Origin of the sequence: Sulfitobacter sp. SK011 (assembly GCF_003352065.1) — a bacterium.
Lineage (GTDB): Bacteria > Pseudomonadota > Alphaproteobacteria > Rhodobacterales > Rhodobacteraceae > Sulfitobacter.
Genome location: NZ_CP025803.1, coordinates 1749198 through 1776187 on the forward strand (window position 1 = coordinate 1749198; position 26990 = coordinate 1776187).

At 58.4% G+C, this 26990-nt stretch carries 26 protein-coding genes; 16 read left to right on the plus strand and 10 right to left on the minus strand.

Going from position 1 to position 26990, the window contains the following annotated elements; genetic code table 11:
• The first annotated feature begins 10 nt into the window (after positions 1-10).
• The 4 genes from C1J02_RS08575 (at position 11) to C1J02_RS08590 (ending at position 5003) form a co-directional block, all read left to right on the plus strand.
• Positions 11-1048 carry a TRAP transporter substrate-binding protein gene (locus tag C1J02_RS08575; RefSeq protein ID WP_114878190.1) on the plus strand — a complete coding sequence of 346 codons (1038 nt, stop codon included), beginning with the start codon at positions 11-13 and terminating at the stop codon, positions 1046-1048.
• 64 nt (positions 1049-1112) lie between these two features.
• Positions 1113-2477, plus strand: coding sequence for a glutamine synthetase family protein (locus C1J02_RS08580; protein WP_114878191.1), 1365 nt, complete (start codon positions 1113-1115; stop codon positions 2475-2477).
• Between the two features lie 3 nt (positions 2478-2480).
• The gene (locus C1J02_RS08585; protein WP_114878192.1) at positions 2481-3854 is read left to right on the plus strand and encodes an aldehyde dehydrogenase family protein; all 1374 of its coding nucleotides are present in this window, start codon (positions 2481-2483) and stop codon (positions 3852-3854) included.
• Between the two features lie 3 nt (positions 3855-3857).
• Positions 3858-5003, plus strand: coding sequence for an iron-containing alcohol dehydrogenase (locus tag C1J02_RS08590; RefSeq protein ID WP_114878193.1), 1146 nt, complete (start codon positions 3858-3860; stop codon positions 5001-5003).
• Here C1J02_RS08590 and C1J02_RS08595 read toward each other — a convergent pair.
• From C1J02_RS08595 to C1J02_RS08610, 4 genes are all read right to left on the minus strand, one after another.
• On the minus strand, positions 5000-5854 hold the full coding sequence (locus C1J02_RS08595) for an ABC transporter permease (protein WP_114878194.1): 855 nt from the start codon (positions 5852-5854) through the stop codon (positions 5000-5002). The genes C1J02_RS08590 and C1J02_RS08595 overlap by 4 nt on opposite strands.
• Positions 5851-6717, minus strand: a complete 867-nt coding sequence (locus C1J02_RS08600; RefSeq protein ID WP_114878195.1) for an ABC transporter permease — start codon at positions 6715-6717, stop codon at positions 5851-5853. The genes C1J02_RS08595 and C1J02_RS08600 overlap by 4 nt, the downstream gene beginning before the upstream one ends.
• Positions 6717-7826, minus strand: coding sequence for an ABC transporter ATP-binding protein (locus C1J02_RS08605; protein WP_114878196.1), 1110 nt, complete (start codon positions 7824-7826; stop codon positions 6717-6719). The genes C1J02_RS08600 and C1J02_RS08605 overlap by 1 nt, the downstream gene beginning before the upstream one ends.
• A 68-nt stretch (positions 7827-7894) precedes the next feature.
• Positions 7895-8956 carry an extracellular solute-binding protein gene (locus C1J02_RS08610; RefSeq protein ID WP_114880475.1) on the minus strand — a complete coding sequence of 354 codons (1062 nt, stop codon included), beginning with the start codon at positions 8954-8956 and terminating at the stop codon, positions 7895-7897.
• Between the two features lie 366 nt (positions 8957-9322).
• Here C1J02_RS08610 and C1J02_RS08615 point away from each other — a divergent pair, with 366 nt between their 5' ends.
• Together C1J02_RS08615 and nhaC are read left to right on the plus strand one after the other, a co-directional pair.
• Positions 9323-10483 (plus strand): DUF3095 domain-containing protein, encoded by a 1161-nt coding sequence (locus C1J02_RS08615; RefSeq protein ID WP_114878197.1) that lies wholly within the window; start codon positions 9323-9325, stop codon positions 10481-10483.
• 200 nt (positions 10484-10683) lie between these two features.
• Positions 10684-12114, plus strand: a complete 1431-nt coding sequence (gene nhaC / locus C1J02_RS08620; protein ID WP_114878198.1) for a Na+/H+ antiporter NhaC — start codon at positions 10684-10686, stop codon at positions 12112-12114.
• 109 nt (positions 12115-12223) lie between these two features.
• On the opposite strand, the gene C1J02_RS08625 is transcribed toward nhaC, so the two are convergent.
• Entirely contained in the window at positions 12224-12853 is a 630-nt protein-coding gene (locus C1J02_RS08625) for an AAA family ATPase (protein WP_114878199.1), read from the minus strand.
• A 22-nt stretch (positions 12854-12875) separates the two neighbouring features.
• Positions 12876-13922 carry a LacI family DNA-binding transcriptional regulator gene (locus C1J02_RS08630; RefSeq protein ID WP_254693245.1) on the minus strand — a complete coding sequence of 349 codons (1047 nt, stop codon included), beginning with the start codon at positions 13920-13922 and terminating at the stop codon, positions 12876-12878.
• A 141-nt stretch (positions 13923-14063) separates the two neighbouring features.
• On the opposite strand from C1J02_RS08630, the gene C1J02_RS08635 reads away from it, so the two are divergent.
• The 10 genes from C1J02_RS08635 to C1J02_RS08680 all read left to right on the plus strand — a co-directional run bounded on the left by C1J02_RS08635 (position 14064) and on the right by C1J02_RS08680 (position 22661).
• Positions 14064-14282: a hypothetical protein gene (locus C1J02_RS08635; protein ID WP_114878201.1), complete on the plus strand. Its 219-nt coding sequence runs from the start codon at positions 14064-14066 to the stop codon at positions 14280-14282.
• Between the two features lie 10 nt (positions 14283-14292).
• Complete coding sequence (dctP, locus tag C1J02_RS08640; RefSeq protein WP_205389910.1) at positions 14293-15420, plus strand: TRAP transporter substrate-binding protein; 1128 nt, start codon at positions 14293-14295, stop codon at positions 15418-15420.
• A gap of 113 nt (positions 15421-15533) precedes the next feature.
• A complete protein-coding gene (locus C1J02_RS08645) occupies positions 15534-16046 on the plus strand; it encodes a TRAP transporter small permease (RefSeq protein WP_114880476.1) in 513 nt (170 codons plus the stop codon).
• Between the two features lie 11 nt (positions 16047-16057).
• On the plus strand, positions 16058-17386 hold the full coding sequence (locus C1J02_RS08650; protein WP_114878203.1) for a TRAP transporter large permease: 1329 nt from the start codon (positions 16058-16060) through the stop codon (positions 17384-17386).
• Between the two features lie 10 nt (positions 17387-17396).
• Complete coding sequence (gene hisD / locus C1J02_RS08655) at positions 17397-18704, plus strand: histidinol dehydrogenase (RefSeq protein WP_114878204.1); 1308 nt, start codon at positions 17397-17399, stop codon at positions 18702-18704.
• Positions 18697-19452, plus strand: a complete 756-nt coding sequence (locus C1J02_RS08660; protein ID WP_114878205.1) for an SDR family NAD(P)-dependent oxidoreductase — start codon at positions 18697-18699, stop codon at positions 19450-19452. The genes hisD and C1J02_RS08660 overlap by 8 nt, the downstream gene beginning before the upstream one ends.
• Complete coding sequence (locus C1J02_RS08665) at positions 19449-20438, plus strand: zinc-binding dehydrogenase (protein WP_114878206.1); 990 nt, start codon at positions 19449-19451, stop codon at positions 20436-20438. The genes C1J02_RS08660 and C1J02_RS08665 overlap by 4 nt, the downstream gene beginning before the upstream one ends.
• A gap of 45 nt (positions 20439-20483) precedes the next feature.
• Positions 20484-20990 (plus strand): thiamine pyrophosphate-binding protein, encoded by a 507-nt coding sequence (locus C1J02_RS08670; RefSeq protein WP_114878207.1) that lies wholly within the window; start codon positions 20484-20486, stop codon positions 20988-20990.
• Positions 20987-21541 carry a sulfopyruvate decarboxylase subunit beta gene (gene comE / locus C1J02_RS08675; RefSeq protein ID WP_114878208.1) on the plus strand — a complete coding sequence of 185 codons (555 nt, stop codon included), beginning with the start codon at positions 20987-20989 and terminating at the stop codon, positions 21539-21541. Before C1J02_RS08670 ends, comE begins: the two co-directional genes overlap by 4 nt.
• 1 nt (position 21542) lies before the next feature.
• A complete protein-coding gene (locus tag C1J02_RS08680) occupies positions 21543-22661 on the plus strand; it encodes an alpha-hydroxy acid oxidase (protein WP_114878209.1) in 1119 nt (372 codons plus the stop codon).
• Positions 22662-22663: 2 nt separating this feature from the next.
• On the opposite strand, the gene ccoS is transcribed toward C1J02_RS08680, so the two are convergent.
• Genes ccoS through ccoG form a run of 4 tightly spaced genes read right to left on the minus strand, consistent with a single transcriptional unit; the run spans position 22664 to position 26980 of the window.
• The gene (ccoS, locus tag C1J02_RS08685) at positions 22664-22843 is read right to left on the minus strand and encodes a cbb3-type cytochrome oxidase assembly protein CcoS (protein ID WP_114880477.1); all 180 of its coding nucleotides are present in this window, start codon (positions 22841-22843) and stop codon (positions 22664-22666) included.
• Positions 22840-25029: a heavy metal translocating P-type ATPase gene (locus C1J02_RS08690; protein ID WP_114878210.1), complete on the minus strand. Its 2190-nt coding sequence runs from the start codon at positions 25027-25029 to the stop codon at positions 22840-22842. The genes ccoS and C1J02_RS08690 overlap by 4 nt, the downstream gene beginning before the upstream one ends.
• On the minus strand, positions 25029-25487 hold the full coding sequence (locus C1J02_RS08695; protein WP_114878211.1) for a FixH family protein: 459 nt from the start codon (positions 25485-25487) through the stop codon (positions 25029-25031). Before C1J02_RS08695 ends, C1J02_RS08690 begins: the two co-directional genes overlap by 1 nt.
• Positions 25484-26980 (minus strand): cytochrome c oxidase accessory protein CcoG, encoded by a 1497-nt coding sequence (gene ccoG / locus C1J02_RS08700; RefSeq protein WP_114878212.1) that lies wholly within the window; start codon positions 26978-26980, stop codon positions 25484-25486. Before ccoG ends, C1J02_RS08695 begins: the two co-directional genes overlap by 4 nt.
• Positions 26981-26990 lie beyond the last annotated feature (10 nt).

Sequence of the window (26990 nt, forward strand, 5' to 3'; positions counted from 1 at the left end):
GAGTAAGATCATGACGACACGCAGACATTTCCTGAAGGGCGCAGCAATTGCCGCCCCGGCCGCCCTTGCCGCGCCCAGCATTGTGCGGGCGCAAACCGCGATCAAGTGGCGGATGCAGACCTATGCGGGGTCTGCATTGGGTGAACAGGTGACGAAGCCTTGCGTCGATTACATCAATGCCGCCGCAAACGGCGAGATGGAGATCGAACTGTTCTATGCCGATCAGATTGTGCCGACGGGCGAGTTGTTTCAGGCCATGCAGCGCGGCACCATCGACGCAGTGCATTCCGATGACGATTCAATGGCCTCGCCCACGCCGCTACAGCAATTCGGCGGCTATTTCCCGTTTGCGACCAAGCATATTCTGGATGTGCCGGCCCTGTTCAACCAATATGGGCTCGCCGATATCTGGCGCGAAGAATACGCCAAGGTCGGGGTGGCATGGCTGTCGGCAGCGGGTCAGGACCCCTGCAACTTCAACACCACCAAAGAGATCAAATCAGTCGCCGATCTGGATGGGCTCAAGCTCTATACTTTCCCCACAGCCGGGCGGTTTCTGTCCAAATTTGGTGTCGTTCCGGTGAACATCCCCTACGAGGATGCCGAGGTCGCGGTCCAGACCGGGGAATTGGACGGTATGGCATGGTCCGGCATTACCGAAGACTACACTGTCGGTTGGGCCGGGGTGACGGATTACTTCCTGACCAACAACATCTCGGGTGCATGGATCGGGTCGTTCTTTGTCAATCAGCAAAAGTGGGCCGATCTGCCTGATCACCTCAAACAACTGGTGATGGCAGGGATTGAGGCAGGTCACACCTATCGCAACCAGTGGTATTGGGGTGGCGAGGCACGGCTGCGCGCGACGGGCGACAAGCTTGAGCTGCGCACCATTCCAGCTGAGGAATGGAACGAGGTCGAAAACGCGGCCAAGGAATTCTGGACGGAGATCGCCGAAGAGGGTGAAATCCATTCAAAGATCGTCCAGATTTTCCGCGACTACAATGAGGTCATCAACAAGGCCGGACCGCCCTACACCAACGGTTGAAACATCAACATTCGGGGGGCGGCGCGTGGCGTTGCCCCCTCACCACAATTGACTGGAGCCACCAATGCCCGCACCGATGAGTTTCAAAGAGCTGAAGGCCGCCGTAAAAGACGGGGGCATCGACACGGTGCTGGTCTGTCTGGTGGATATGCAGGGGCGCCTGATGGGCAAACGGTTTCACGCGGTGAACTTCGTGGAAACCTCTTTTGAGGAAACCCATTGCTGCAATTACCTGCTGGCCACCGACCTTGAGATGGCCACGCCCGAGGGATTTGCCGCGACAAGCTGGCGCGCGGGCTACGGCGACTATGTGATGAAGCCCGATCTGGACACGATCCGCCTGGTGCCATGGCTCGAAGGCACCGCAATGGTGCTTTGTGATGTGCTGGATCATCACCATCACAAGCCCGTCCCACATTCCCCACGTGCGATACTGAAAAAACAGATTGAGCGGCTCAGCGCGCTAGGCTTTGACGCGATGATGGCGACAGAATTGGAGTTTTTCCTTTTCGCCGACAGCCTCGACACAATTCGCGAAGGCGGGTTTCGCGACCTCAAGCCGATCAGCGGCTACAATGAGGATTATCATATCTTCCAGACCACCAAGGAAGAGCATGTGATGCGCCCGATCCGTAATCATCTCTATGCAGCAGGTCTGCCCATCGAAAACTCAAAGGGCGAAGCAGAGACCGGGCAGGAAGAGCTGAACATCCGCTATTCTGCGGCACTTGATTGCGCCGATTACCACACCATCGCCAAGCACGCGGTCAAGGAAATCGCCTGGCAGCAGGGGCACGCCGCGACCTTTCTGCCCAAATGGCATCATGACCGGGTCGGCAGTTCATCGCATGTCCATCAATCGCTGTGGCAAGAGGGCAAAGCGATGTTCGTCGACAAGACAGACGAGCTTGGCATGTCTGATCTGATGAAACACTACATGGCCGGGCTGATCGCCTATGCGCCGGATTACACCTATTTTCTGGCCCCCTATGTCAACAGCTACAAGCGCTTTGCCAAGGGAACTTTTGCACCGACCAAAACGGTCTGGTCCGTGGACAACCGCACCGCGGGTTTCAGGCTGTGTGGGGCAGGAACCAAAGGCGTTCGGGTCGAATGCCGCATTGGTGGCTCAGACCTAAATCCCTATCTGGCGCAGGCGGCCATGCTGGCGGCGGGGATCAAGGGCATCGAGGAAAAGATGCCGTTGGCGGCCCCGACGCGCGGTGATGTCTATGAAGATGCCAAGGCTGGTGATATCCCGCAATCGCTGCGGGCCGCGCATGAGAATCTCAAAGGGTCCTCTTTTCTGCGGGCGGCAATGGGGGACGACGTGGTCGACCACTATGCCCGGGCTGCGGAATGGGAGTTAGAGGAATTTGACCGCGTGGTCACAGATTGGGAAATCGCGCGCGGATTTGAAAGGGCATAAGACATGGCAACGACAAAATGTATCTCTCCGATCGACGGATCGCTTTATGCCGAGCGCGAATGCCTGAGCATGGACGCCGCACGTGACGCCGTTGCGCGGGCACGCAGGGCGCAAGCCGCCTGGGCCGCCCGACCGTTGCAGGAACGCATCGATCTGGTGATGGGCGCGATGGCCGAGATTGAGCGTACCCAGGAACGTATGGTGACGGAACTGGCCCATCAGATGGGACGCCCGGTCCGGTATGGGGGCGAATTGGGCGGCCTGAAGGAACGCGCCAGTTACATGTCTAAGATTGCCCAAGACGCGCTTGCGCCAACGAGCGTTGAGGACAGCGATGCGTTTCGCCGCAAGATCACCCGTGAACCGCACGGAATTGTCTTTGTGGTGGCCCCGTGGAACTACCCCTATATGACCGCCAACAATACCATCGCGCCGGCGCTGATTGCGGGCAATGTGGTGATCCTGAAACATGCGGCGCAAACCATCCTTGTCGGTGAACATCTGGCCGATGCCTACCATGCGGCTGGCGTGCCGGACGATGTGTTCCAGAATATTGTGCTGGATCATGACACCACATCCGCGCTGATCGCTGAGAATGCATTCGACTTCATCAACTTCACCGGGTCCGTGGGCGGCGGTCAGGCGATGGAACGCGCCGCAGCCGGCACGTTTACGGGTGTCGCGACGGAACTGGGCGGCAAGGATCCCGGCTATGTCCGGCATGACGCCAATCTGGACGCCGCCGTGGATACGTTGATGGACGGGGCGATGTTCAACGCCGGGCAATGTTGTTGTGGAATTGAACGGATTTACGTGCATGAAACGCTTTATGATGCTTTCGTGGAAAAGGCCGTGGCTTGGGTGAACCAGCTCAAATTGGGCAATCCGCTGGACGAGGCGACGACGCTGGGACCGATGGCAAATGTGCGCTTTGCCAGTGAAGTGCGCGCGCAGATTGACGAAGCATTGGCGGATGGTGCCACCGCGCATATCGAAAAGATGCCTGCCGATGACGGCGGGGCCTATCTCACGCCACAGATCCTGACCAATGTCACCCATGACATGCGGGTGATGCGTGATGAAAGTTTCGGACCCGTTGTGGGGATCATGCCGGTCAAGGACGACGAAGAAGCCATCGCACTGATGAATGACTGTCAGTTTGGTCTGACATCGGCGATTTTCACGGCTGATGCAGAGGCCGCGGACGCCATAGGCGCGCGGCTGGAAACCGGGACAGTGTTTATGAACCGGGCCGATTACCTTGATCCCGCGCTGTGCTGGACCGGGTGCAAAAATACCGGGCGCGGTGCCGGACTTTCCAAACTGGGCTTCGATGCCTTGACCCGTCCAAAATCATATCACTTCAAGAAAGCCTGAGACATGACCCTGAAAGCCAACTGGTCTTATCCTACTGCGATGCGTTTCGGTGCCGGAAGGATATCCGAGATTGCCGAGGCCTGCGCGGTCGCTGGCATCAAAAAACCGCTGCTGGTCACGGACAAGGGGCTGGCGGGTCTGCCGATCACCCAAGGCACGCTTGATCTGATGGAAGCCGCCGGGTTGGGCCGTGCGATGTTTTCGCAGGTTGACCCAAACCCGACCGAACAAAACGTCGCAGCAGGTGTCACCGCCTACAGCGATGGCGGCCATGACGGTGTCATCGCTTTTGGCGGGGGATCGGGCCTTGATCTAGGCAAGGTTGTGGCTTTCATGGCCGGTCAAACCCGGCCGCTGTGGGATTTTGAGGATATCGGCGATTGGTGGACGCGGGCGGATGCGGACGCCATCGCACCCATCGTTGCGGTCCCGACCACCGCCGGGACAGGATCAGAGGTGGGGCGGGCGTCGGTCATCACCAATTCCGAAACCCATGAGAAAAAGATCATCTTCCATCCGAAAATCCTACCCGCCGTGGTCATCTGTGACCCGGAACTGACCGTCGGCATGCCGCCCGTCATTACCGCAGGCACCGGCATGGATGCGTTTGCCCATTGCCTTGAGGCGTTCTGTTCGCCGCATTACCATCCGATGTCGCAGGGCATTGCGCTGGAAGGCATGCGTCTGGTCAAGGAAAACCTGCCGCGCGCCTATGCGAATGGCTCGGATATTGAGGCACGCGGGCACATGATGTCTGCCGCTGCGATGGGGGCCACTGCATTTCAAAAAGGTCTGGGGGCCATTCATGCCCTGAGCCACCCGATCGGCGCGGTGCACCACACCCACCATGGCACCACCAATGCGGTTGTCATGTTGCCGGTGTTGGATTTCAACCGCCCCGCAGTTGAGGACCGTCTCGGTATGGCGGGCAATTATCTGGGAATATCGGGCGGATTTGATGGCTTTAAAACCTATGTGCGTGAGTTGACGCAAAGCCTGTCGATCCCGGCAAACCTGACCGATCTCGGCGTCACCGACCCGGACATTGATGCGCTGGTGGCATCTGCATTGCGTGATCCGAGCGTCGGGGGCAACCCTGTGGAAATGACCGCCTCCAACACCAAGGCGCTCTTGCTGGCCTGTTTCTAATCCTGCCGTTTTTGCAGCAGCAGCGAGGCAAGCCCAAGCAGGGCTGACACCACAATCAACAGCAACGACACCGCGTTGAGCACCGGTGTCGAACCCAGCTTGAGCCGGTCAAACATGGTGATGGTCAGCGGCGCGTCCGACCCGACCAGCATCAGCGTGGTGTTGAAGTTCTCAAAACTCATCAGCACCGCAACCACGCCCGCCGCAGCCATTGCTGGAAATAGAAAGGGCAGGGTGACGGCCCGCACGGCACCCCACCGGGTCGCACCCAGGTTCAGCGCCGCCTCTTCGAGGCTGGGGTCAAACTTTTGCAGCCGGGCCGAGATGACCAGCGTCGCAAATGTGGTGATGAACGAAAACTGTCCCAGAATGACCAGGATCAATCCGGGGCGCAGCCCGTCAAACCACATGCCTGTTGCGTCTTCGAGAAAGTTTGCAACAGAGGATGAAAAAACCAGGATGGAAATCCCTAAGATGATGCCGGGAATGATCAGCGGCAACAGCATCAGGATGTAGAGGAACCCTTTGCCGCGAAATTCGTACCGCACAAACAGGAATGCGTTGCAGGTTCCCACCACAACCGCCAGCAGCGAGACCCAGAACGCCACCACACCCGAGGTGATCAGCGACCGCAAGATCGGGCGTTCATGGAAGACCCCGATATAGGGCGCGTCGGTGCCAAAGAACCATGCCCAGGTGAACCCTTCCCAAGGCAACGACGGAAAGACGCTGTCGTTGAAGGCAAAGACACAGACCGTCGCAAGGGGCAGCGCGAGATAGATGAAAAACAGCGTGACATAGGCCCGGTAGGTCCATTTGAACGCGCCACTTTGGGGGATGCCGGTGATCATGTCTGAGCCATCGTTTTACCCAGCGATTGCCCGGACAGTTTGAGACCAACAAAGACGATCAGCGACGACAATCCAAGCAACAGGAACCCAAATGCCGATCCAAGTTCCCAGTTGAACCGCGTGATGAACTGGCTGTAGATCAGGCCAGTGAACCACAGGCTGTCCTTGCCCCCAAGCAGGATCGGCGTCAGGTAATTGCCAAGGCTCAGCATGAACACCACGATACAGCCCGATACGATGCCGGGCATGGCGTGGGGGATCACGATTTCGCGAAGGATGGCAAAACCGCTGGCCCCCAGATCATAGCCTGCCTCGATCAGACTGTCATCGAGGCTGTCCAATGTGGTGACCAGCGGCACGACCATGAACAGCATCGAGGTATAGACCAGCCCCGTCATGATGGCCGCATCGTTGTAAAGCATCTCAACCGGGCCGGAAACGAGACCGAGATACTGCAAGGCATTTGAGAAGACGCCCGTTTCACGCAGCAGGATCATCCAGCCAAACGTGCGCACCAATTCGCTGACCCAGAACGGGATCAGACACATCAAAAACAGGGTTGTCTTGGTGCGTCCGCGCGTCAGCTTGGCGATGTAATAGGCAATGGGAAACCCGATCAACAGGGTCAGCATTGTCGATGCAATCGACATATAGGCGGTGCGCGCAAATGTGTTCCAATAAAGCGGCTCGTTAAAGAACACCCCATAATTGGCAAGGCTCGTTTCGTATTCGCGCACGCCCACCTTTTCGCGCAGGCTTACCAAAAACATACCGATATGCGGCAGGACAATCAGTGTGACCAGCCAGATCAGCAGAGGTGCCATCAGCAACCAGAATGCCAGTTTTGAGCGATCAGTGCCCATCACGTTCCCCTTTTGGCGGGATAGACCCGGGTCTGCTGTGGTTCCCATCCAAAATGGACCACATCACCCCGTGACAAGTCGCGGAATTCACCGGTTTGCGGCAGGGCCACTGACATCTCTGCACCTGTGGCCTGATCGCGCAGGATCAACTGACTGTTGGCCCCGTTGAACAGAACGCTTTCAACCGTGCCTTGCCCGGCGTTGCCCATCCCGCCCATGTCAGACGCCTTGCGCGACAGACGCACGGCTTCGGGGCGCACAAAAACCTCAACCTTTTCGCCCCGCGACAGACCCCCACTTGCGTCGATCCCGCGCAAGATCTGGCCCTGGTTCGTCGCCATCTGCAAGCCATCACCGTCGCGCTGATCCACAGTGGCGGTAAAACGGTTCGCTTCGCCCACAAAACCAGCAACAAATGCGGTGGACGGTTCGTAATAAAGTTCCTTTGCGGTGCCCGTCTGTTCGAACACGCCGTGGTTCATCACCGCGATCTGGTCGCTCATCACCAATGCTTCTGACTGGTCATGGGTGATGTAGACAAAGGTGGTATTGAACTCGGACTGCAGCTGTTTCAGTTCAATCTTCATGTGCTCGCGCAGCTTGAGATCCAGCGCGCCCAGAGGTTCGTCCAACAGCAGCACGTCCGGCTCAAGCACCATGCAGCGTGCGATGGCCACCCGTTGTTTCTGGCCACCGGATAGCGAACTGACGGGGCGATCCGCGACGCCGCCAAGGCCCACACGGTCCAGCACGCGCTCAACCTGTTTCTTGATGTCCGTTTTGTTCACGCCGCGCTGGCGCAGGCCGAAACCAACATTGGCCCCGATGTTCATCATGGGAAAAAGCGCCAGATGCTGAAACACCATCGACACGGGGCGTTTGTTGGGGGGCACATCCAGCACAGATTTGCCCTTGATCAACAGATCACCGCTGGTTGGTTTCTGAAACCCGGCAATCATTCTGAGCAGCGTCGTCTTGCCACATCCCGACGGTCCCAGAATGGAAAAGAACGTGCCCTGCGGCACGCTGAAACTGACATCTTTCACCGCTTTGAAGTCATCGAAGTTTTTTGAGATAGCGCGGCATTCGAGATCGGGAATTTCTGACATGTAGTGCAGGCCCTGAATAAAATCGGGAAGCGCGATATCCGCGCTTCCCCATCGTGACGTTCACGTCTTTAGTTGGCGGCGTTGATCCGGTCGAGTGCAGCACCTTCCAGCGCCTCAAGGCCTGCAGGCACAGACGGATACCACTTGATGTTGTCGATCGCAGCTTGTGGAAAGCTGGCCTGATACTTGGCTTTCAACGCATCATCCACACCGGCGTCCCCACCTTGCGACGCGGTAAAGTTGCCAGCCGCGGCTGTGATCATCGCGGCAACCTCGGGCTGCATCACAAAGTTGATCCAGGCATAGGCTGCGTCATCGGCGCGACCGCGCGCGGGCAGGGCAAAGGTATCGATCCAACCCAATGCCCCGGACGCAGGCGCGACAAACGTGATGTCGGCATTGTCATCGTTCAGCTGCCAGCCGCCTGTGTCCCACGCCATTGAGGCCACAACCTCGCCTGAGCGCAGCAGGTTCTTAAGCTCGTCACCACCATCCCAGTAGGTTTTGACGTTGGGCTTGCAGTCAATCAGCTTGGCCTCGACCTGATCCAGGATTTCCTTGTAGGCCGCTTCATCACCGTAGGCGGCAAATGGGTCCAGCCCCATTGAATAGGCGAAGCCGATCAGCGTTGGACGCTTGAGGCGGTAAGACACCTTGCCGCTGACAGATGCATTGCACAGGTCGGTGTAGTCCTTGACGTCACCGGCCATCGCAGTGTTCACAACCAGACCACTGGTGCCCCAGACATGCGGCAGGCCGTATACCTCACCATCGACGGTGGTATTGCCCTTTGTCGCTTCCAGCATGGATGGGATGAAAAGACCGGTCTCGATTTTGGACATATCAATGGGCTTGTAGATGCCGAATTCTGCCTGCGGGCCCGCGATCCGGTCCTGGCTGGGTTGGGCAAGGTCAAACCCGCCGCCGTTGGTCGCGCGCAGCTTGGCGATCATTTCTTCATTGTTGGATTTGGTCACTTCGACCGTGTGGCCGGTTTGTTCCTCGAATTTGGCAATCACGTCATCCGGTGCGTAGCCGCCCCATGTCAGCAGCCGCAATGTGTCCGCGTTCACCGCACCCGACGACAAGGCCAGAGCAGCGACGGTTGATAGGATCAGTGTCGATTTCATCATGTTCTCCATTATTTTTCTTAGCCCGAATGAACGGATCTTACCCCGTCTTTCCGGGTCCCCTGTCTTTAGTGGTCCCATATGACACGGACGTGACAGCAATCCGTGTCTGGGTTTCCTTGCACGATTAGTACATCTATTTTCTTCTTAAACAATGGCTTTCGGTGCGGTTATGCGGGTCAATCTCAGCACCTGAGAAATGGCACTTCACAATACGCATGGTGTTGGGGAGCCAGCATTTGAATTCGGAATTTCCACACCGTCAACGCGCCTTGAATGGCGGCCTGCTGCCGTATCTGACATGGCATCGGTAGCCGCTTGCCAATTTGTGTTGGAGAATGCCAGTGCCGCGCTTACAGAGGAGGGATGGAAGATACCCCTTCAAGCACCGAGTTCTACGCATCTGTCATTCCGCAGGATGATTTTGCGATCTTTGCGGACGGACAGGCCTATACCGCCTTTCCGGATGATTGGTGGGTGGGCACCTCGGACATTGTGGGCTCGACACAGGCGGTTGCCGAGGGGCGCTACAAGACCGTGAACATGGTCGGCGCGGCAGTGATTTCGGCACAGATGAATGCCCATGGCGGTGCAGATTTCCCGTTCATCTTTGGTGGTGACGGTGCCGGGTTTGCGGTTCCGGCAGCGTGGAAGGACCGTGCAGAGGACGCGCTGGCGGCCGTTCGGGTTTGGGCGCGCGAGGAGTTCGATATTGGTCTACGGGTTGGCATGGTCCGGGTGTCGGACATTCGCGCCGCAGGGCTGGATATCACTGTTGCGCGGTTTCAGGCGGCCAAAGGCGTGGATTATGCCATGTTTTCCGGCGGGGGGCTCAGCTGGGCTGAAGAGCGGATGAAGACCAGCGCCCATGGTTTGCCCGAGGCCCCTAAAGGCACCAAGCCAGATCTGACTGGCCTGAGTTGCCGGTGGAGCCATATGCCCAGCCAGCATGGGTCGATATTGTCCGTCGTCATCGCGCCGCGCGTTGACGTGACCACCCCCGAATTTGCGCGGCTGGCGCGCAGTGCGATTGAGCTGGCCCACGGACTTGCGCGCGCTGGCCATCCAGCCCAGCAAGCAGGCCCCGGCGTAGACTGGCCACCCGCGGGTGCCACCCTTGAGGCACATGCGCAACGCGGTAACGGATCGCTTGGCACCGCACGGCGCAAGGCGCTGTTTGAAAGTTTCATGGCATGGGTTCTGATCAAGACCGGCCTCAAGGTCGGGGGATTTGACGCGCGCAGATACCGGCGGGTGGTGGGCCAAAACGCTGATTTTCGCAAGTTTGAAGACGGGTTAAAGATGACATTGGACTGCGACGCAGCGACCGAGAAGCGGTTGCGCGCGTTACTTGAAAAGGCGGAAGCGGACGGGATCATCCGGTTTGGCCTTCACGCGCAATCCGAGGCGATGATGACCTGCATCGTGCCCTCCATCCTCAGGGACGATCATATCCATTTCATTGATGGTGCCGCTGGCGGATATACGGTGGCCGCGCAGGCCATCAAAACCGAAAAGGCGCGCTGAAGGCGGGAACGTTGCCCCTGCCATATGGCGCAGCATTCAATCCTGACCTCCAACACAAAAGCGTCCAAGCGTTGTACCCGTTTGCTTGTTATTTGTGGCGCACGCGGTAGGCTGGTTTTGCTCGATAATCTGATTTTCAGATCAAAACGACGGAGGAGCCAACCTTCGAAAATTCAAACGTTTCACGCGAGGGCACAAAAATGAACACCGATATTCCACCGGGGGCACGCGCCCCTTATCTTTGGGAGGCGATCATCTCGCTTTTCTCACTGGTCGTCGGGATCAGTATCTCGATCGTGGCTTATGGCCTTGATCCCCAGGTTCCGATGCTTCTGGGCGTTGTCGTCTCAAGCATCGTCGCATTGCGGTGCGGATTTAGCTGGCAGAACATCCAGGACGGCATGGTGCGCGGGATCACCAATGCCCTGCCTGCAATGATCATTCTGCTTGTTGTCGGCATCCTGATTGGGATCTGGATATTGGCGGGTGTCGTGCCGACGCTGATCTATTACGGCCTGACCTTTATGTCTCCTGCGATCTTTTTGCCCGCGACGCTGATCATCTGTGCGATCACCTCTCTTGCCACGGGCACAAGCTGGGGCACGTCAGGTACCATCGGTGTTGCCCTGATGGGGATCGGTGCCGGCCTTGGGTTTCCATTGCCACTGGTGGCCGGCGCAGTTCTTTCGGGGGCCTATTTCGGCGACAAGATGTCACCGTTGTCGGACACTACCAATCTGGCCCCGGCCATGGCAGGCACTGATCTGTTCACCCACATCAAACACATGTCCTATACGACGGGTGTGACAATCTCGCTGACCTTGATCATCGAGATCGTGCTTGGCCTGCGCTACAGCAGTCAGGGCGGCGACCTCGGTCAGATCGACACGATGCTGGCCACATTGCAAAGCACGTTCACGATCAATCCTGTTCTGGTCCTGCCGCCGCTTGTGGTGCTGTTTGTCTCGTACAAAAAGATGCCGGCAATCCCCGGCATCACGCTTGGTGTCCTGGCAGGGGCGATATGTGCGGTTGGTCTGCAAGGTGCCGGATATGAGGCGCTCGCGAACGCGGCCTTTGGTGGCTACACGTCAGAAACCGGCGTGGCCGAGGTTGACGAACTTCTGAGCCGTGGCGGACTGGAATCCATGTTCTTCACCATCAGTCTTATTATCGTCGCGATGATGTTTGGCGGCGTGATGGAACGGACCGGTCAGCTTAAGGTCATCGCAAATTCGATACTCGAATACGCGAAATCGACCGGCTCTATGATCTTGTCGACGGTCCTTACCTGCATCGCGGCCAACCTGATCCTGTGCGATCAGTACATGGCGATTGTCATGGGCGCTCGGACCTTTGCGCCAGCCTTCCGGGACCGTGGACTGGCCCCAGAAAACCTGTCGCGTGCGGTCGAGGATTCAGCGACAGTCACGGCCAATCTGGTGCCGTGGAATTCGGGCGGGGCGTTTCAGGCGGCGACGCTTGGGGTCGCGACGCTTGCGTATCTGCCGTTCAACTTCTTTTGCTGGATGTCGCCGATTGTGACGATCATCTTTGGCTACATGGGGTGGACCATCTACAAGATCGACCCAGCAAAGGCACAAGAACCGATTGCTGAGCCGGCAGAATAAAACTGCAAAAAACGGGCTGGGCGTCAAAACACGTCCAGCCCGGCAAGATGCACTTAGCTGGCCCGCAACAGCCTTTCACAGGTGCGCAGGGCGCAACAGTTATTCTCAGCTATTGGGTAAAGACAAGATCCGCCTTGGCGCTGTGTTCGATCACCGTGCGGGCGTTTTGCATGTCGTTTTGTTCTGCCCTTTTGGCAGCATCTGCAGGTGACAGACCGTGATCAAGCCAGCGGGTCATCAGCCGTTTCTTCAACTCTTCGGCGGGCACATCGAGATAAACCGACATGTCCCACAATCCCAAAAGGTCCCGCCATCCGGGGGTCTGCATCAGCAAATAATTCCCTTCGACCACAATGGTATCGATGTCGCCTGATACGACGCCCGACGCCCCAATGGAAATATCGCGGGCGCGGTCAAAGGTCGGATAGTAAACCGTGTCCTCCTGCGCGCAGCGGCTGATCAGGGATGCGAACCCAGCGCTGTCAAATGTATGTGGCGCGCCTTTCCGGTCCAACGTTCCGTTTGCCTGCAAAATGGCATTATCTAGGTGGAAGCCGTCCATCGGTACCACACAGGTGGACACGCCCATGCCAAGCAGAGCATCACAAAGTGCCGCCGCAAGGGTGGATTTTCCGCTTGCCGGTGCGCCGCAAACCGCAATGAGCCGCCGTTTCTGTTGTCTGGGGGCATCAGAGACAGCCGCAACAAGGGCATCAAATGAGGTTATCCGGTCTGCCATGTGTTTCCTTCCATCTGCGCCGCTAAGTCATCTTGTCGGGAGCAGGGCCAAGCGACGCGCGCATGCGCACTTCTGAGGCAAGCTCTTGGGTCTGGGTCGGGCCGTTGCCATTCAGCATGTCAACCAGCGTCCGCGCCGCACATTTGCCCATCTCACGATGGGGAACATGGACAGTAGTCAATGCAGGATAGGCCACTTGTGCCAGTTCGATATCGTCAAAGCCAATGATCGAAACGTCGTTGGGCACCTCAAGACCCATCGTTCGCGCCGCGCGCAATGCGCCCACGGCAAGCACGTCGTTGCCGCAGAAAACAGCCGTGGCCCGCGCAGGCAGTTGCATCAGCTTTTCAAATGCGGTTGCACCGTTTTCAATGCCGTATGGGGTCATGATAATTTCAAGGTCTTTGGCATTCAGGCCCTTTTCAGTCATTGCCTCTTTGATGCCTTCCAATCGTTCTCTGGCCCGGTCATTCTGAGACACCTCAGCCGAGATCAGCGCCAGATCGCGGTGGCCCATGTCAATAACGATCCGGGCCATATTGCGCATCGCTGCGCGGTTATCAAAGCCAACAGAAGGGCGCGCCTGTGTGCGGTCAAAGGCCCATGTCACCAAAACCGGCACCCGTTGCTTTTCCAGAAACTCATAAATTTCCGGCCGCCTGTCATGGCCGATCAGCAGCAGCGCGTCGGCACCGCGCGCGACCAGTGACCTGATCTGCTCTTCTTCGATGTCTGGCTTGTAGGATGAACTTGCCACCAACAAAGTATACCCGTGCACACGCAGCTCTTCCTGAAACGCCTGTAGGCCGCGCGCAAAAATCGCGTTTTCCATGGTCGGGATGATCGCCCCGATGGTGTTGGTGCGCCGCTGCGCCATCACCCGCGCGCCAAAGTTTGGCGAATACCCCAATGCAATGACCGCTTCCATCACCTTGTCACGGGTCCGTTCCGTCACCTGATCGGGAAAATTCAGGCAGCGCGAAACCGTTGCCGTCGAAACCCCGGATCTGGCGGCAACATCGTATAGGGTAGGGGCTGGCGTTGTCGCCTTCATGGGCGGTCCTGTCATGGCATCAACTTTTTTACATCAACATTAACAAGTGCCTAAGTCTATCCTGAATACAAAGAAATGTAAGTGCTTGCATTTTCCTTATGTAAGCGCTTACATTAGAGCATCAGAATCGGCTTGGCCTCTGGGAGGAGACGCGACATGCCGCTCATTGGAGCATTAATCCTATTTGCAGTTTTCGCGGTGAATGTCGCGCTGGGATCATCGGGTGCACCGACGTTCCTGAATGATATTGGCGAGTTTTTGGTTCTGGCTGTCACGGCAATCCTTTTTGTCGTGGGCATCTTAAAAAAGGAAGCTGATGCAAAAAGCGCAGCCTCACATCAAGGTCCATCGGGAGGACATTCAATTGACGACTGAAAACACAGAAATGAAATTGGCCACGCGCCGCAACTTCTTGAAATTGGCAGGCGCTGGCAGTTTTACCGCCGCATTGGTTGCCGGTGCCGCTGGCACATTGTGGTCGACAGAGGCCGCGGCCCAGACCGCAAATGAAGAGCGCGACCGTGAAAAGGCTGCCGAGCATGTCATGACAATTGCCACGGCCTATGTGCTGGGTGCAACGCGCAGCTATCCGATCATGCAACTGGACCTCAAAGAGAACATCCAGAATGCGACGAACGGCAAGGTCTATGTCAAATTGGCCCCCGGCGGTCAGTTGGGTGCGGGCGGCGCATTGGTCCAGAAAGTCCAGGGCGGCACCATTCAGGCAGCGCAGCATTCGCTGTCAAACTTTGCGCCTTTTGCCTCGGTGGTCGATCTGATCAACATGCCGTATCTTTGTGGGTCCAACCAGCGCTTCACCAATCTGGTGACGTCCGACACGTGGAAAACCGAAGTTCACCCCAAGGTTGAGGCCGCAGGCTTCAAGCCGCTTTTCTACGTCAACATCGACCCACGCGTCGTTGCTGTGCGAAAAGGTGGGGCAGGGGCGGTGTTGTCACCAAGCGATCTGGCTGGCGTGAAGTTCCGCGTGCCGGGCTCGGCGATGCTGCAGCAATATTACCGCATGGTCGGTGCAAACCCAACGCCGGTTGCATGGGGTGAAACACCATCTGCGATCAAACAAGGTGTGGCTGATGCGCTTGATCCATCTGTTGGCGCGCTTTATGTCTTTGGCTTCAAGGACATCCTGAGCCATGTGACGTTCACACAGGCGGTGCCGGACAGCCAAGTCTATTCCTGTAACCTTGAGTGGTTCAATTCGATGCCTGCTGATGTTCAGGACGGGATCGTATTTGCATCTGAAATTACCGCTCAGATGAACCTCGCCAAGGTGCCGTCAGCACGCAACTATGCGATGGCCGAATTGCGCAAGTCTGGTGTTGAGTTCCACTCGCTGTCTGATGATCAGCTGGCCGAATGGAAAGACGCAGGCGGGTTCCAGCGTTCCGAATGGGATGAGTTCAAGCTTGAGCTTGCAGGGTCCATGGACACCTTTGCCAAGCTGGAAGAAGCGGCTGGCACAATGGGCCGCTATTACGTCCACGACGCGTAAAACACCATGGCGGGTGCCCTTTCGGGGACCCGCCGACCTTGTCGAGTTTCTTATTGGTTGATCGTTCCCCGTGCGAGGCCCCCCGGTGCCTTGCCCCTCAAAAGGTGATCCCATTGTCGTTCTTGGAAAGATTGAATCGTGACGCTGAACGCTGGGCGTTGCTGGCATTTTACGTGATGCTGGTGGTGACCATGGCTGTCGAAGTTTTACGCCGTGAAATTTTCTCGTATTCGTCCATCTGGGGTGAAGAGGTGGTGCGCTATTCGTTCATCTATCTCGCATGGATCGGGGCCGCGGCCGCGATCAAGCAACGGGCGCATATTCGCATCGACGTGGTGCTGCATTACCTTGGGCCAAGAACAAAGGCGTTGTTCTATATCTTTGGCGATCTGGTGATGTTTGGTGTGGCCCTTGTCGCACTCTACTGGTCATTCGAAACGGTGCTGGTCTCGGCCAAATTCGGATCGGTCAGCCATGGTTTGCGCATTTCGATGGTCTGGTTCCTGATGGCTGTGCCGGTGGGGTTTGGCCTGATGGTGCTGCGACTGGTGCAATCTTTTCTGCGCGATCTGCGCAGCCTTCGTGACGGCACACCCGTCTACGAAGGTGACAAAATGTTTGATTGAGGAATACCGACATGCTTTGGAACACACTCAATCAAACCGTTGAACTTGGCTGGGATTTCTACCTGCCTGTCATTCTTTTCGTAGCCCTGTGCGCCATGGCGGTGCCGGTCTGGGCCTCGATCGGCGTTGCTGCAATTACCATGTTGCTGATGTCAGGCGACCTGCCACTGGCGCTTGTCGGCGAAAGCCTGTTTGACGGCATCGACGCCTTTGCGCTCACTGCGGTGCCGCTCTTTATTCTGACCGGCGACGTGCTGGTGCGCACCGGGCTTTCGCGCAAGTTTCTTGATGTCGCCGAGGCGCTGACCCAGTTCGCCAAAGGTGGTTTTGGGTCTGCTACCGTTTTGGTCTGCGGCATGTTTGCGGCCATCTCCGGTTCAGACGCCGCAGGGGCGGCAGCGGTGGGCCGAATGACAATCGACCGGCTGGTGGAATCCGGTTACCCCCGTCCATATGCCTGTGCATTGGTGGCGGCGGGTGCCTGTACCGGAATTCTGATCCCGCCCTCCATCGCCTATATCATCATCGGCCTTGTGCTGGGCATATCGGCCTCGACCCTGTTCCTCGCGGCGCTTATTCCCGGGATTGCGATCCTTGTGTCGATCCTGGTGACCAACATCGTGGTGAACCGGATCTATGGCTATGAGGGCGGCGGCAACATCTCATTGTCCGAGTATGTGTCGCAATTGGGAACCGCGCTCAAGACCGGCTGGTACGCCTTTATCGTACCGGGCATTATTTTCTACGGCATCTTCTCTGGCCGCCTCACACCCACCGAAGCAGGGGCCACCGCCGTGATCGTGACGATCATCATCGGCTTTATCCTTGGCACGTTGAAGCTCAGCGATTTCCCGGCGATGCTGGTCAGTTCTGCCAAGGTCAACGGGGTCATCCTGCCCATCATCGCGTTTTCATTACCGCTGGCACAGGCCTTGGCAATCATGGGCGTGCCGCAGGGTTTCGTCGCGTCGATCACGTCTTTGACTGATGATCCGACACTGTTGATCCTGTTGATGATCGGCATCTTGATTGCGGCCGGGTGCGTGATGGAAACCACGCCCAACATCGTGATCCTCGCGCCGATCCTCAAGCCGCTTGCCGACAACATCGGCATGAACGAAATTCAGTTCTGCATCATGATGATCACCGCACTTGGTGTGGGCTTTATCACCCCGCCGCTTGGCCTGAACCTGTTCGTGGTATCAAGCATTACGGGTGAATCGATCCTCAAGATCGCGGGTCGCGCTGTTCCGTTCGTTTTCTTCATGCTGATCGTCGTTTTGATGATCGCCTATATCCCTGCGATTTCGACATCGCTGCTTCCTGACACATTCAAATAGGACTGACCCAATGGCTCGTGAATATCTCAAAAAAGCTACGTTGACTTCAAAGTCGGATGCCTCCGACGTCCATGAAACTGTCGTCAAGATCCTGTCTGATATTGAGGCAGGCGGCGACGACGCGGCGCGCGAATATGCCCGCAAGTTCGACAAATATGACGGCAACATCATCCTGACCGCCGAAGAGATCGAGGCGGCCACCGCACTGGTTCCTCAAAAGCTCAAGGATGATATCAAGTTCGCCCACGACAACGTGCGCCGTTTTGCCGAGGCGCAAAAGGCGACCGTCAGCGATGTAGAGGTTGAAATTCAGCCCGGACTGATCGCAGGGCAAAAGGCCATTCCAGTGGATGCGGCTGGCTGTTATGTGCCCGGTGGACGCTATAGCCATATCGCCAGCGCGATCATGACCGTGACCACCGCCAAGGTTGCAGGGTGCCAGCACATCACCGCGACATCGCCGCCGCGCCCCGGTGTGGGTGTGGCCCCGGCAATCATCTATGCCGCGCATATTTGCGGTGCGGACAAGATCATGGCGCTGGGCGGTGTTCAGGGTGTCGCGGCGATGACCTATGGTCTGTTTGGCCTGCCCAAAGCCAATATTCTTGTTGGCCCCGGCAACCAGTTTGTGGCCGAAGCCAAGCGTATTCTCTTTGGCCGTGTCGGCATCGACATGATCGCGGGTCCAACCGACAGTCTGGTGCTTGCCGATGCCACGGCTGATCCGATGATTGCAGCCGTTGATCTGGTGTCACAGGCCGAGCATGGGTATAATTCGCCGGTCTGGCTGGTCACCGACAGCCGCGAGATTGCCGAAGAAGTCATGCGTCTGGTCCCGACCTTGATCGAGGACCTGCCGCAGGTGAACCGCGACAACGCCTTTGCCGCATGGCGCGATTATGCCGAGGTGATCTTGTGTGCCGACCGCGAGGAAATGGCCGCGACCTCGGACGATTACGCTCCCGAACACCTGACCGTGCAGGCAGAAGACCTGGATTGGTGGCTGAACCGGCTGAGCTGCTATGGCTCCTTGTTTCTGGGTGAAGAAACCACCGTTTCTTATGGCGACAAGGCCAGCGGCACCAACCACGTTCTGCCAACCTCTGGTGCGGCGGGCTATACCGGTGGTCTGTCTGTGCACAAGTACATGAAGATCGTCACATGGCAGCGCTCGACCCGCGACGGATCAAAGCGCGTGGCGCAGGCGACAGCGCGGATTTCAAGGCTGGAGGGCATGGAAGGCCACGCACGCGCGGCTGATGTGCGGCTGGCCAAATACTTCCCCGATGAAACCTTTGATTTGACCGCAGATGGCTGAACATTTGCTTGATCTGACAGGTAAAGTTGCCTGCGTGACCGGGGCCAGTGCTGGCCTTGGTCAACGCGCGGCTGTTGCTTTGGCTGCGGCTGGCGCGCAGGTCGTCGGCGTCGCGCGCCGGACCGAGGCGCTTGCGGCCTGGGCTGATGCCACCGGGGGGCGCGCGGCAAACGTTGCCGCAGACCTGTCACAGCGTGACCAGATCGCCCAGATCGCGGCCGAGATTTCCACGCCTTTTGGCGCGCCGGACATCATCGTGCATGCCGCCGGGATCAACACCCGCGAAACCGCAGATGACGTGACCCCCGAAGGCTGGGACGTCACCATGAACCTCAATCTCGCGGCCCCGTTTTTCCTGACCCAAGCTCTGGTGCCAGCGATGAAGGCCAAAGGCTGGGGCAGGGTGGTGAATTTCGCCTCACTGCAAACCACCCGTGCTTTTCCCGGTGGGATCGCATATGGTGCGTCCAAGGCTGGCATCGGGCAATTGACCCGCGCCATGGCCGAGGCGTGGTCGAAACACGGCATCAATGCCAATGCTATCGGGCCAGGGTTTTTTCCGACCGAATTGACGGGTCCGGTCTTTGCCGATCCTGAACGCGCCGCGCGCAATGCCGCGCAAACCTGCATCGGGCGCAACGGCGAATTGCACGATATTGACGGCCCGCTGCTGTTTCTGTGCTCTGATGCCAGCGCGTATGTGACAGGGCAGATCCTGATGGTTGACGGGGGATTTACCGCAAAATGAAAGCGCTTATTTACGACGGTCCCGAACAGCTTGGCTTGCGGGATGCGCCCGAACCGGTGCCGGACAAGGGTCAGCAATTGATCAAGATCCTGGCCGTTGGCATTTGTGGCTCTGACATGCATGCCTATCTGGGTCATGACAACCGTCGCCCTGCGCCATTGATCCTGGGTCATGAGGCCGCAGGCGTCATTGTGGGCGGGGCGCGGGACGGCGAGCGCGTGACGGTCAACCCCCTTGTGACATGCGGCACCTGCAAGGCCTGCACATCTGGCAAGGACAACCTGTGCCCAGAGCGCATGATCATTTCAATGCCACCACGCGAGGGTGCTTTTGCCCAATTTGTCGCCATGCGCGACGAAAATCTGGTGACCGTGCCGGATCATGTCAGCTTTGATCAGGCCTGCCTTGCCGAACCGATCGCCTGCGGCTGGCACACGGTGCGTTTGGCACGCGAGACACTGCAAGAGCCCGCAACAACAGCACTGGTGATTGGCGGCGGTGCCATTGGTCTGGGGGCGGCACTGTCGCTCAAGGCGCAAGGGGTGGCCGAGGTGACAATCGTTGAACCCAACGCATTGCGCCGCGCCACGCTGAACGATGCCTGTGGGCAAAACGCAATTTCACCAGACGATCTGGACGCGGCTGCGATGTTTGATCTGGTGATCGACGGCGTTGGCTATGCCGCCACGCGCAAGACCGCATCGGCGCACGCCCGTCCCGGCGGCGTGATTGGTCACATCGGTCTGGGCGAGGACGCAGGCGGGCTTGATATCCGCCGCATGACATTGCAGGAAATCACCTTTATCGGCACCTATACCTACACCGCCCAGGATTTCCGCGACACGGCGCGGGCCATTTTTGACGGCAGGCTTGGGCCGCTCAACTGGACCGAGGCGCGGCCATTATCCGACGGCCCTGCCGCCTTTGCCGATATCCGCGCCGGGGCCACCTCGGCCCCCAAGATCGTTCTACATCCACATCCATAACCCATCCGCGCCACGAAAATGCGCGCCCAAAGGAGAGACAACAACGTGTCCATTAGCAAAAAGATCGTTGATGATTTCGTCGCCAACGACGTGTCGTTCATCACGACAGTGCCATGCAAGCAATTGGCCGGCGTGATCGACGAGGTCGAGGCCCGCCCGGAAATCCATCACGTCCCCTCAAACAAGGAAGACGAAGGCATGGGCCTGTGCGCCGGTGCCTTTATGGGCGGTAAACGCCCGGCCATCATCATGCAGAACACGGCAATTGGTGTGACTTTGAACACCCTTGCCACGCTCACGCAGTTCTACCGCATGCCGCTGCCGATGCTGATCAGCTACCGGGGTGAATTGCGCGAACCTGTGGCCTGTCAGGTCGAGATGGCCGTGCACACCAAGGCGCTGTTGGCCCAGTTCCTCATCCCGACCTATCACTTCCACAAAGAGTCTGACGCGTCCGAACTGGATGCGATCCTGAAATACACATTCATGTGCAACAAACCTGTTGCGATCCTGACGGACGCATCTTTCTGGGGAGGCTACGGCGACCAATGATACGTTCTGAAATCCTGCGCGAAATCGCGCCCATCCTTCGTGACCAATTGGTCGTCTGTAACATCGGTCTGCCCAGCCAGGAGCTGCATATGATCGACGACAACGAGAAAAACTTTTACATGCTGGGCACCATGGGGCTGTCGTCCTCCATCGGTTTTGGTCTGGCGATGGCACAGCCCAAGACCGTGATCTCCATCGACGGGGACGGGTCGGTTCTGACCAACTTTGGCACCTTGCCGACGATTGCCAACAACGTCACCGATAACTTCATTCTGCTTATCATCGATAACGGGTCTTATGGCTCAACCGGGGATCAGCCGACCTATGCGGGCAAGAAAACCAAGCTTGAAAAAGTGGCCGAGGCCTGTGGCTGCGAGAACGTCGTCGTCTGTCAGGACGTGGACACCGGCAAGGTTTTGCAGGCGGCCATCGACAGCAAAAAGATGACCATCATCGTGTCCAAATGTGACAGCGGCAACATTAAGCTGCCGGTGATCACCATGGATCCTGTCGTGATCCGCGACCGGTTCATGAAAGCTGTGGCAAGCTGATATGGCGTCAAACATCCATTCAAGCGCGGATGCCCGGCGCATTGCGCGCCGCCGTCTGCCTTGGATGGTGTTTGACTATATCGACGGTGCCGCGGGGGCAGAAACCGGGGCCGTGCGGAACCGCGCGGCCTTTGACGCGCTGGAGTTTCGCCCGCGTATACTGCGCGATGTCAGCAAGCGGTCGCTGTTTGTGCCACTTTTTGGGGGGACGGCGGGCGCGCCGTTTGGCATCAGCCCGATGGGCATGTGCAACCTTGCAGGCCCCGGCGCAGATATGATGCTGGCGCGGCTTGCGGCGCGTGAAAAAGTACCGCTGGGCGTGTCCACCGTTGCCTCAACCGCGATGGAACCGCTGATCGAGACGGCCGAGGGCAACGCGTGGTTTCAGCTTTATTTCAGCGGCGATGGCACCGGAACCTTCAAACTGGTCGAACGTGCCAAGGCTGCAGGCTACGAGACAATCATCCTGACTGTTGACGTGCCGGAAGTGGGCCGCAGACCGCGCGAACTGCGTCATGGATTTACCATGCCGTTCAAGATTGGCCCCAAACAATTTGTCGATTTTGCGCTGCACCCACGCTGGTCGCTCACGGCCCTATTCAAAGGCCGACCCCAGATGGCGAACTTTGACATGCCGGGTTTCGAATTTGACCGCAAGGAAAGCCGATCCAAAGCAGACCGGGACACGCTTGCCCGTCTGCGCGACATGTGGCCCGGCAAGCTGGTGGTCAAAGGGGTGCTGGACGCCGAGGATGCCATTGCAATGCGCGATGCAGGCGTTGATGCGGTGCAGGTCTCAAGCCATGGTGCGCGGCAATTGGAAAGTGCACCATCACCCATCCTTATGCTGCGCGAAATACGCAATGCCGTTGGCCCTGATTTCCCGCTGTTCTTCGACACTGGATTGCGATCAGGCGAGGATGTGATCAAAGCCTATGCTTTGGGCGCGAATTTCACCTTCCTTGGCCGCATCATGCAATTTGCCATTGCTGCGGGCGGTGAAGAGGGGTTGCACCGTCTTTGGGATGTGTTGCGCGATGAAAGCAGCATCACACTGGCGCAAATCGGTACGACGTCTTTGCTGCCTGACGCCATCAAGGGCGCTTTGCGAGACACATAAGGTTAGGCTTTGCCGTCATCGGCTTTTTCATCATCTGGCACCGCATCGTCGTCCAGCAATATCCGCCACGCGGCCCCGTCCATGTCGTCATATTGATCGGCCCGCAGGCTCCATAAAAAGGCGATCAAACCCAATGCGCCAAGGCAAAGCGATACCGGGATCAGGATGACAAGGATGTTCACTTTCGTCCGCCCCATGTCAGGCGCATTGCGTTGAGCAATACTGTGATCGATGAGGTCGACATTGCGATCGCCGCCAGCAACGGGGTCACAAAGCCAGCCATCGCAAAGGGGATGACCAACGCGTTATACCCCGCGGCAATCGCGAAATTCTCAAGGATGCGGGACTTGGCCTGCTTGGCGGTGGTGATCAGTTCAGGCAACGCAGCCAGACTTTGACCCAACATCACCACATCCGACGCTGCGCGTGCCGCATCCACGGCGGAGGCGGGCGAGAGTGACGCATGCGCCGCTGCCAATGCACCGGTATCGTTCAAACCATCACCGACCATCAACACATAACGCCCCTCAGCCGCTAGTCTGTTCAGGTAGGCGACTTTGTCCTCGGGGCGCTGATCGGCGTGCCAATTGTCGATATTCAGGGCGTGCGCGAGGGTGCGCGTCGCCGCATCGTTATCCCCTGAGATCAGATGCACCTGAAGGCCGTCATCGACAAGTTTCCTGATCGCCTCATCAGCCCCTTCGCGCAGGCGCGCAACAAGCGGCAAGAACACCGGCGCGCTGTCGCCAATCCGCAGCCATGCACCATGCAGATCGTTTGGCGTAGCCCCGACAAATGTGGCAGAGCCAAGCGCCACAGTCTGCCCTTGCCACTGGCCTGTCACCCCATTGGCTGGCTTTTCGTTGATCTGTGAAACGGCTGCCGGGGCATCCTCGGCCAGCCCAAGGGCAATCGCGCGCGACACCGGATGGCTGGAGTTCTGGGCCAAGGCCAAAGCGACGGCACGCTCATCGTCGCTGAACCCGCTCAACGCGGCAATTTGCAGTTGTCCTTCGGTCAGGGTCCCGGTCTTGTCAAAGACCACTGTATCGGTCTTGGACATCCGTTCCAGCGCGGTGCCGTCCTTGACCAACAGGCCACGTCGAAACAACCGCCCCGCCGCCGCTGTCGACACCGCTGGTACGGCCAGACCAAGCGCGCAGGGGCAGGTGATGATCAACACTGCAATGGCGATGTTGAGTGCCAGCCGCGCGTCAGCGGCCAAAGCGAACCATCCGATAAATGTTACAAGCGCCAGCAGATGCACCAACGGGGCGTAGATCGCTGCCGCCCGGTCCGCCAGCGCGGTATAGCGGTTGCGCGCCGATTCAGCTGCGTCAATCATCGTCACCATGCGCCGCAACGTGGTATCGTCGCCCACGGCAGTGGCACGCAAGGTCAGCGGGCCGGTCAGGTTCACCTCACCCGCGCTCAACTGGGTCCCGGCACTGGCTGCGATGGGCAGGCTTTCACCGGTCAGCAGGGCGCGGTCGATGTCGCTGGCCCCGTCAATCACGATCCCGTCGACGGGAATACGACCGCCGGGCAGAACAATGATCTTATCCCCAATCACTGCCTCTGACAGATTGATGACTTCACGCCCTGCGTCGGTCAGGCGGGTGACGCGGGGAACTTCCAATGCGGCCAGTTCTGCGGCGGCAGACCGGGCCGACGTGCGGCAACGGTGATCCAGATAACGGCCCACAAGCAGGAAAAACGTCAGCGACAGAGCCGCGTCAAAATAGGCATCCGCCCCGCCTGCGGCAGTCTCGTAAAGTGACATCGCCGTGGCAAGGATCAGCGCCAGCGAAATCGGCACGTCCATGTTCAACCGACCCACGCGCAGGGCCTGCCAGCCATTGCTGAAAAACGGCTGTGCTGCATATCCGATGGCGGGCAGGGTAATCGCGGCAGACAGCCAATGAAACAACGTGCGCGTGGCCTCTCCGGCACCGGACCATACGGCGACGGACATCAGCATCACGTTCATCATCGCAAACCCCGCGATGGCGATCCGCAACAACAATGCCCGTCCTTGGGTGTCATTGGCTGTGCCAAGCGCGCCGCTGTCCAGCAGATTGGCCTGCACCCCCAAAGTTGCCAGATGGTCGATAAGCGCTTCGGGCAACGTCCCCGGTGTCACAGTGAGTGTCGCTTGCTTTCGGTTCAGGTTCACGCGCGCGCGCCGCACGTCCTCCCGCGCCAGCAGGCCCCGTTCAACCGTGGCAATGCAGCCAGCGCAATGGATGGCCGGCAGTGATAGGTGAAGCGTCTCACCCCCCGCCGCACCCTGTTCGCGCGTGCGTGCGGCCGGTGTGGCAACACAGGCCGGACAGGCAACAATCGAGGGGCGTTCCGCAAGTGCCATCAGGGTGCCTTGATCTGCATCGGAATGCGCCGTCGAAACGGGGTGCCGTCCTCAGCCTCAAGGTTCAGCCACAAGGTCCAATAGCCCGGTGACACGCTGACGGGGGCGGTCAGATCGGCACCTGTCCACGAAAACGCCGGATTGACATCATCGGCGACATGGGTTGCACGACCAAGTGTTGCGCTTACCACAGTGGGCTGCACCGGCGTACCGGCAGCATCGGTTATGATCAGGTGCAGCATGCCGCCTTTGACCTTTGCCCCAACGTCCCAGCCCAACCCATCCTGAGCGGTCCGGTCGGCGTCAAATTCCTGGCTGGAGACATAGGAGTTCTTGGTCACCAGCCCCGGAAAGGTTGTAACGGCCTGAAAGGCGAGCGTCAGGTTCACGCCGATAATGACGGTAAAGGCCCCAACAAACATCGCAAATACGTGCCATCCTGTCAGTGTCCGTTTCATTCGCCGCCCTTTCCGTTGAATACCGTGCCAACACTGGCGCGAATGTCCGCGTCGACGTCTTCGACCCAAAGCCGCAGATCGGTCCGGTCCGCCAGTGCTGCGGGGGCATCGCGGCTGGCCGTGACATAGACTCGCTGCAGGAATGTTGTGTCAGCGGGCACTGTGACGTCCAAACCGGTCTCTCCCTGCAGCGCGATGTCCAAAGTCTCATCCGAGGTCAGTGATAAACGCAACGCCCGATCTTCACCAGATTTGTTGCGCAGGCGCACGTCATAGATATTGCGGATCGCCCCGTCGCTTTGCATCACAAACGTCGGGTTGCGCACCGGGGACACGGTCAGTTCGATATCCGAGCGCACAAAAAGCGCAAAGAGCAGGCCAAGGCCAACTGCCGACCACAACACCGTGTAAAGGATGGTGCGCGCTTTCAGGACATGTTGCCACCAGGGGCGGGGTTTCCAGGTGTCATCGGCTGGTGAAAGATCAGGGGGCGGGACATCCTCAAGGGCAAGATAGTCGATCAGACCGCGTGGCTTGCCAATCTTGTCCATCACGTCATCACAGGCATCAATGCACAGCGCACAGGTGATACATTCGAGCTGCTGCCCATCGCGAATGTCGATGCCCATCGGGCAGACGTTCACGCAGGCCATGCAATCAATGCAATCGCCTTGTTGCGGGGCTTCTTCTGCAACGGTTTCTTCGGCATAGGCGGTTGCGGTGCGGGTGGCGGCGGCGGCACGCGCGCCTTTGCGATGTTTGCCACGTGGCTCGCCGCGCCAGTCGCGGTAACCGACAGTAAGCGTGCCTTCGTCCATCATCGCGGCCTGAATGCGCGGCCAGGGGCACATGTAGATGCAAATCTGTTCGCGCATGAACCCGCCAAAGATAAAGGTCGTCGCAGTAAGGATCGCGATTGAGAAATAGGCCACCGCAGGCGCGTCAAGCGTCACCAGATTGCGGGCCAGGCTGGGGGCGTCGGTGAAATAGAAAACCCAGGCACCGCCTGTGGCGATTGAGATCATCAACCAGACAATCCATTTGCTGACCCGCAGCCGCCATTTTCGAAAATCCCACTTGGCCTTAAACAGCCGCAACCGCGCGTTGCGGTCGCCCTCAATCCAGCGTTCGACCAGGATGAACAAATCGGTCCAGACCGTCTGCGGGCAGGCGTAGCCACACCACACGCGGCCCAGAGCCGAGGTAAACAGGAACAACCCAAGCCCTGCCATGATCAGCAACCCGGCCACGAAATAAAATTCGTGGGGCCATATCTCGACCCAGAAAAAGAAAAATCGCCGGCTTGCCAGATCGGCCAGCACGGCCTGATCGGGCAGGTTCGGTCCCCGATCCCAGCGCAGCCAGGGCAGCAGGTAATAGATGCCCAGCGTCACCCCCATGATCCACCATTTCAGGGAGCGGAAAAATCCTGTGACACGGCGCGGAAAGATCGGCTCGCGCGGGGCGTAAAGGGGAGGAGGCGCATCGGCCATAGGAATCGGT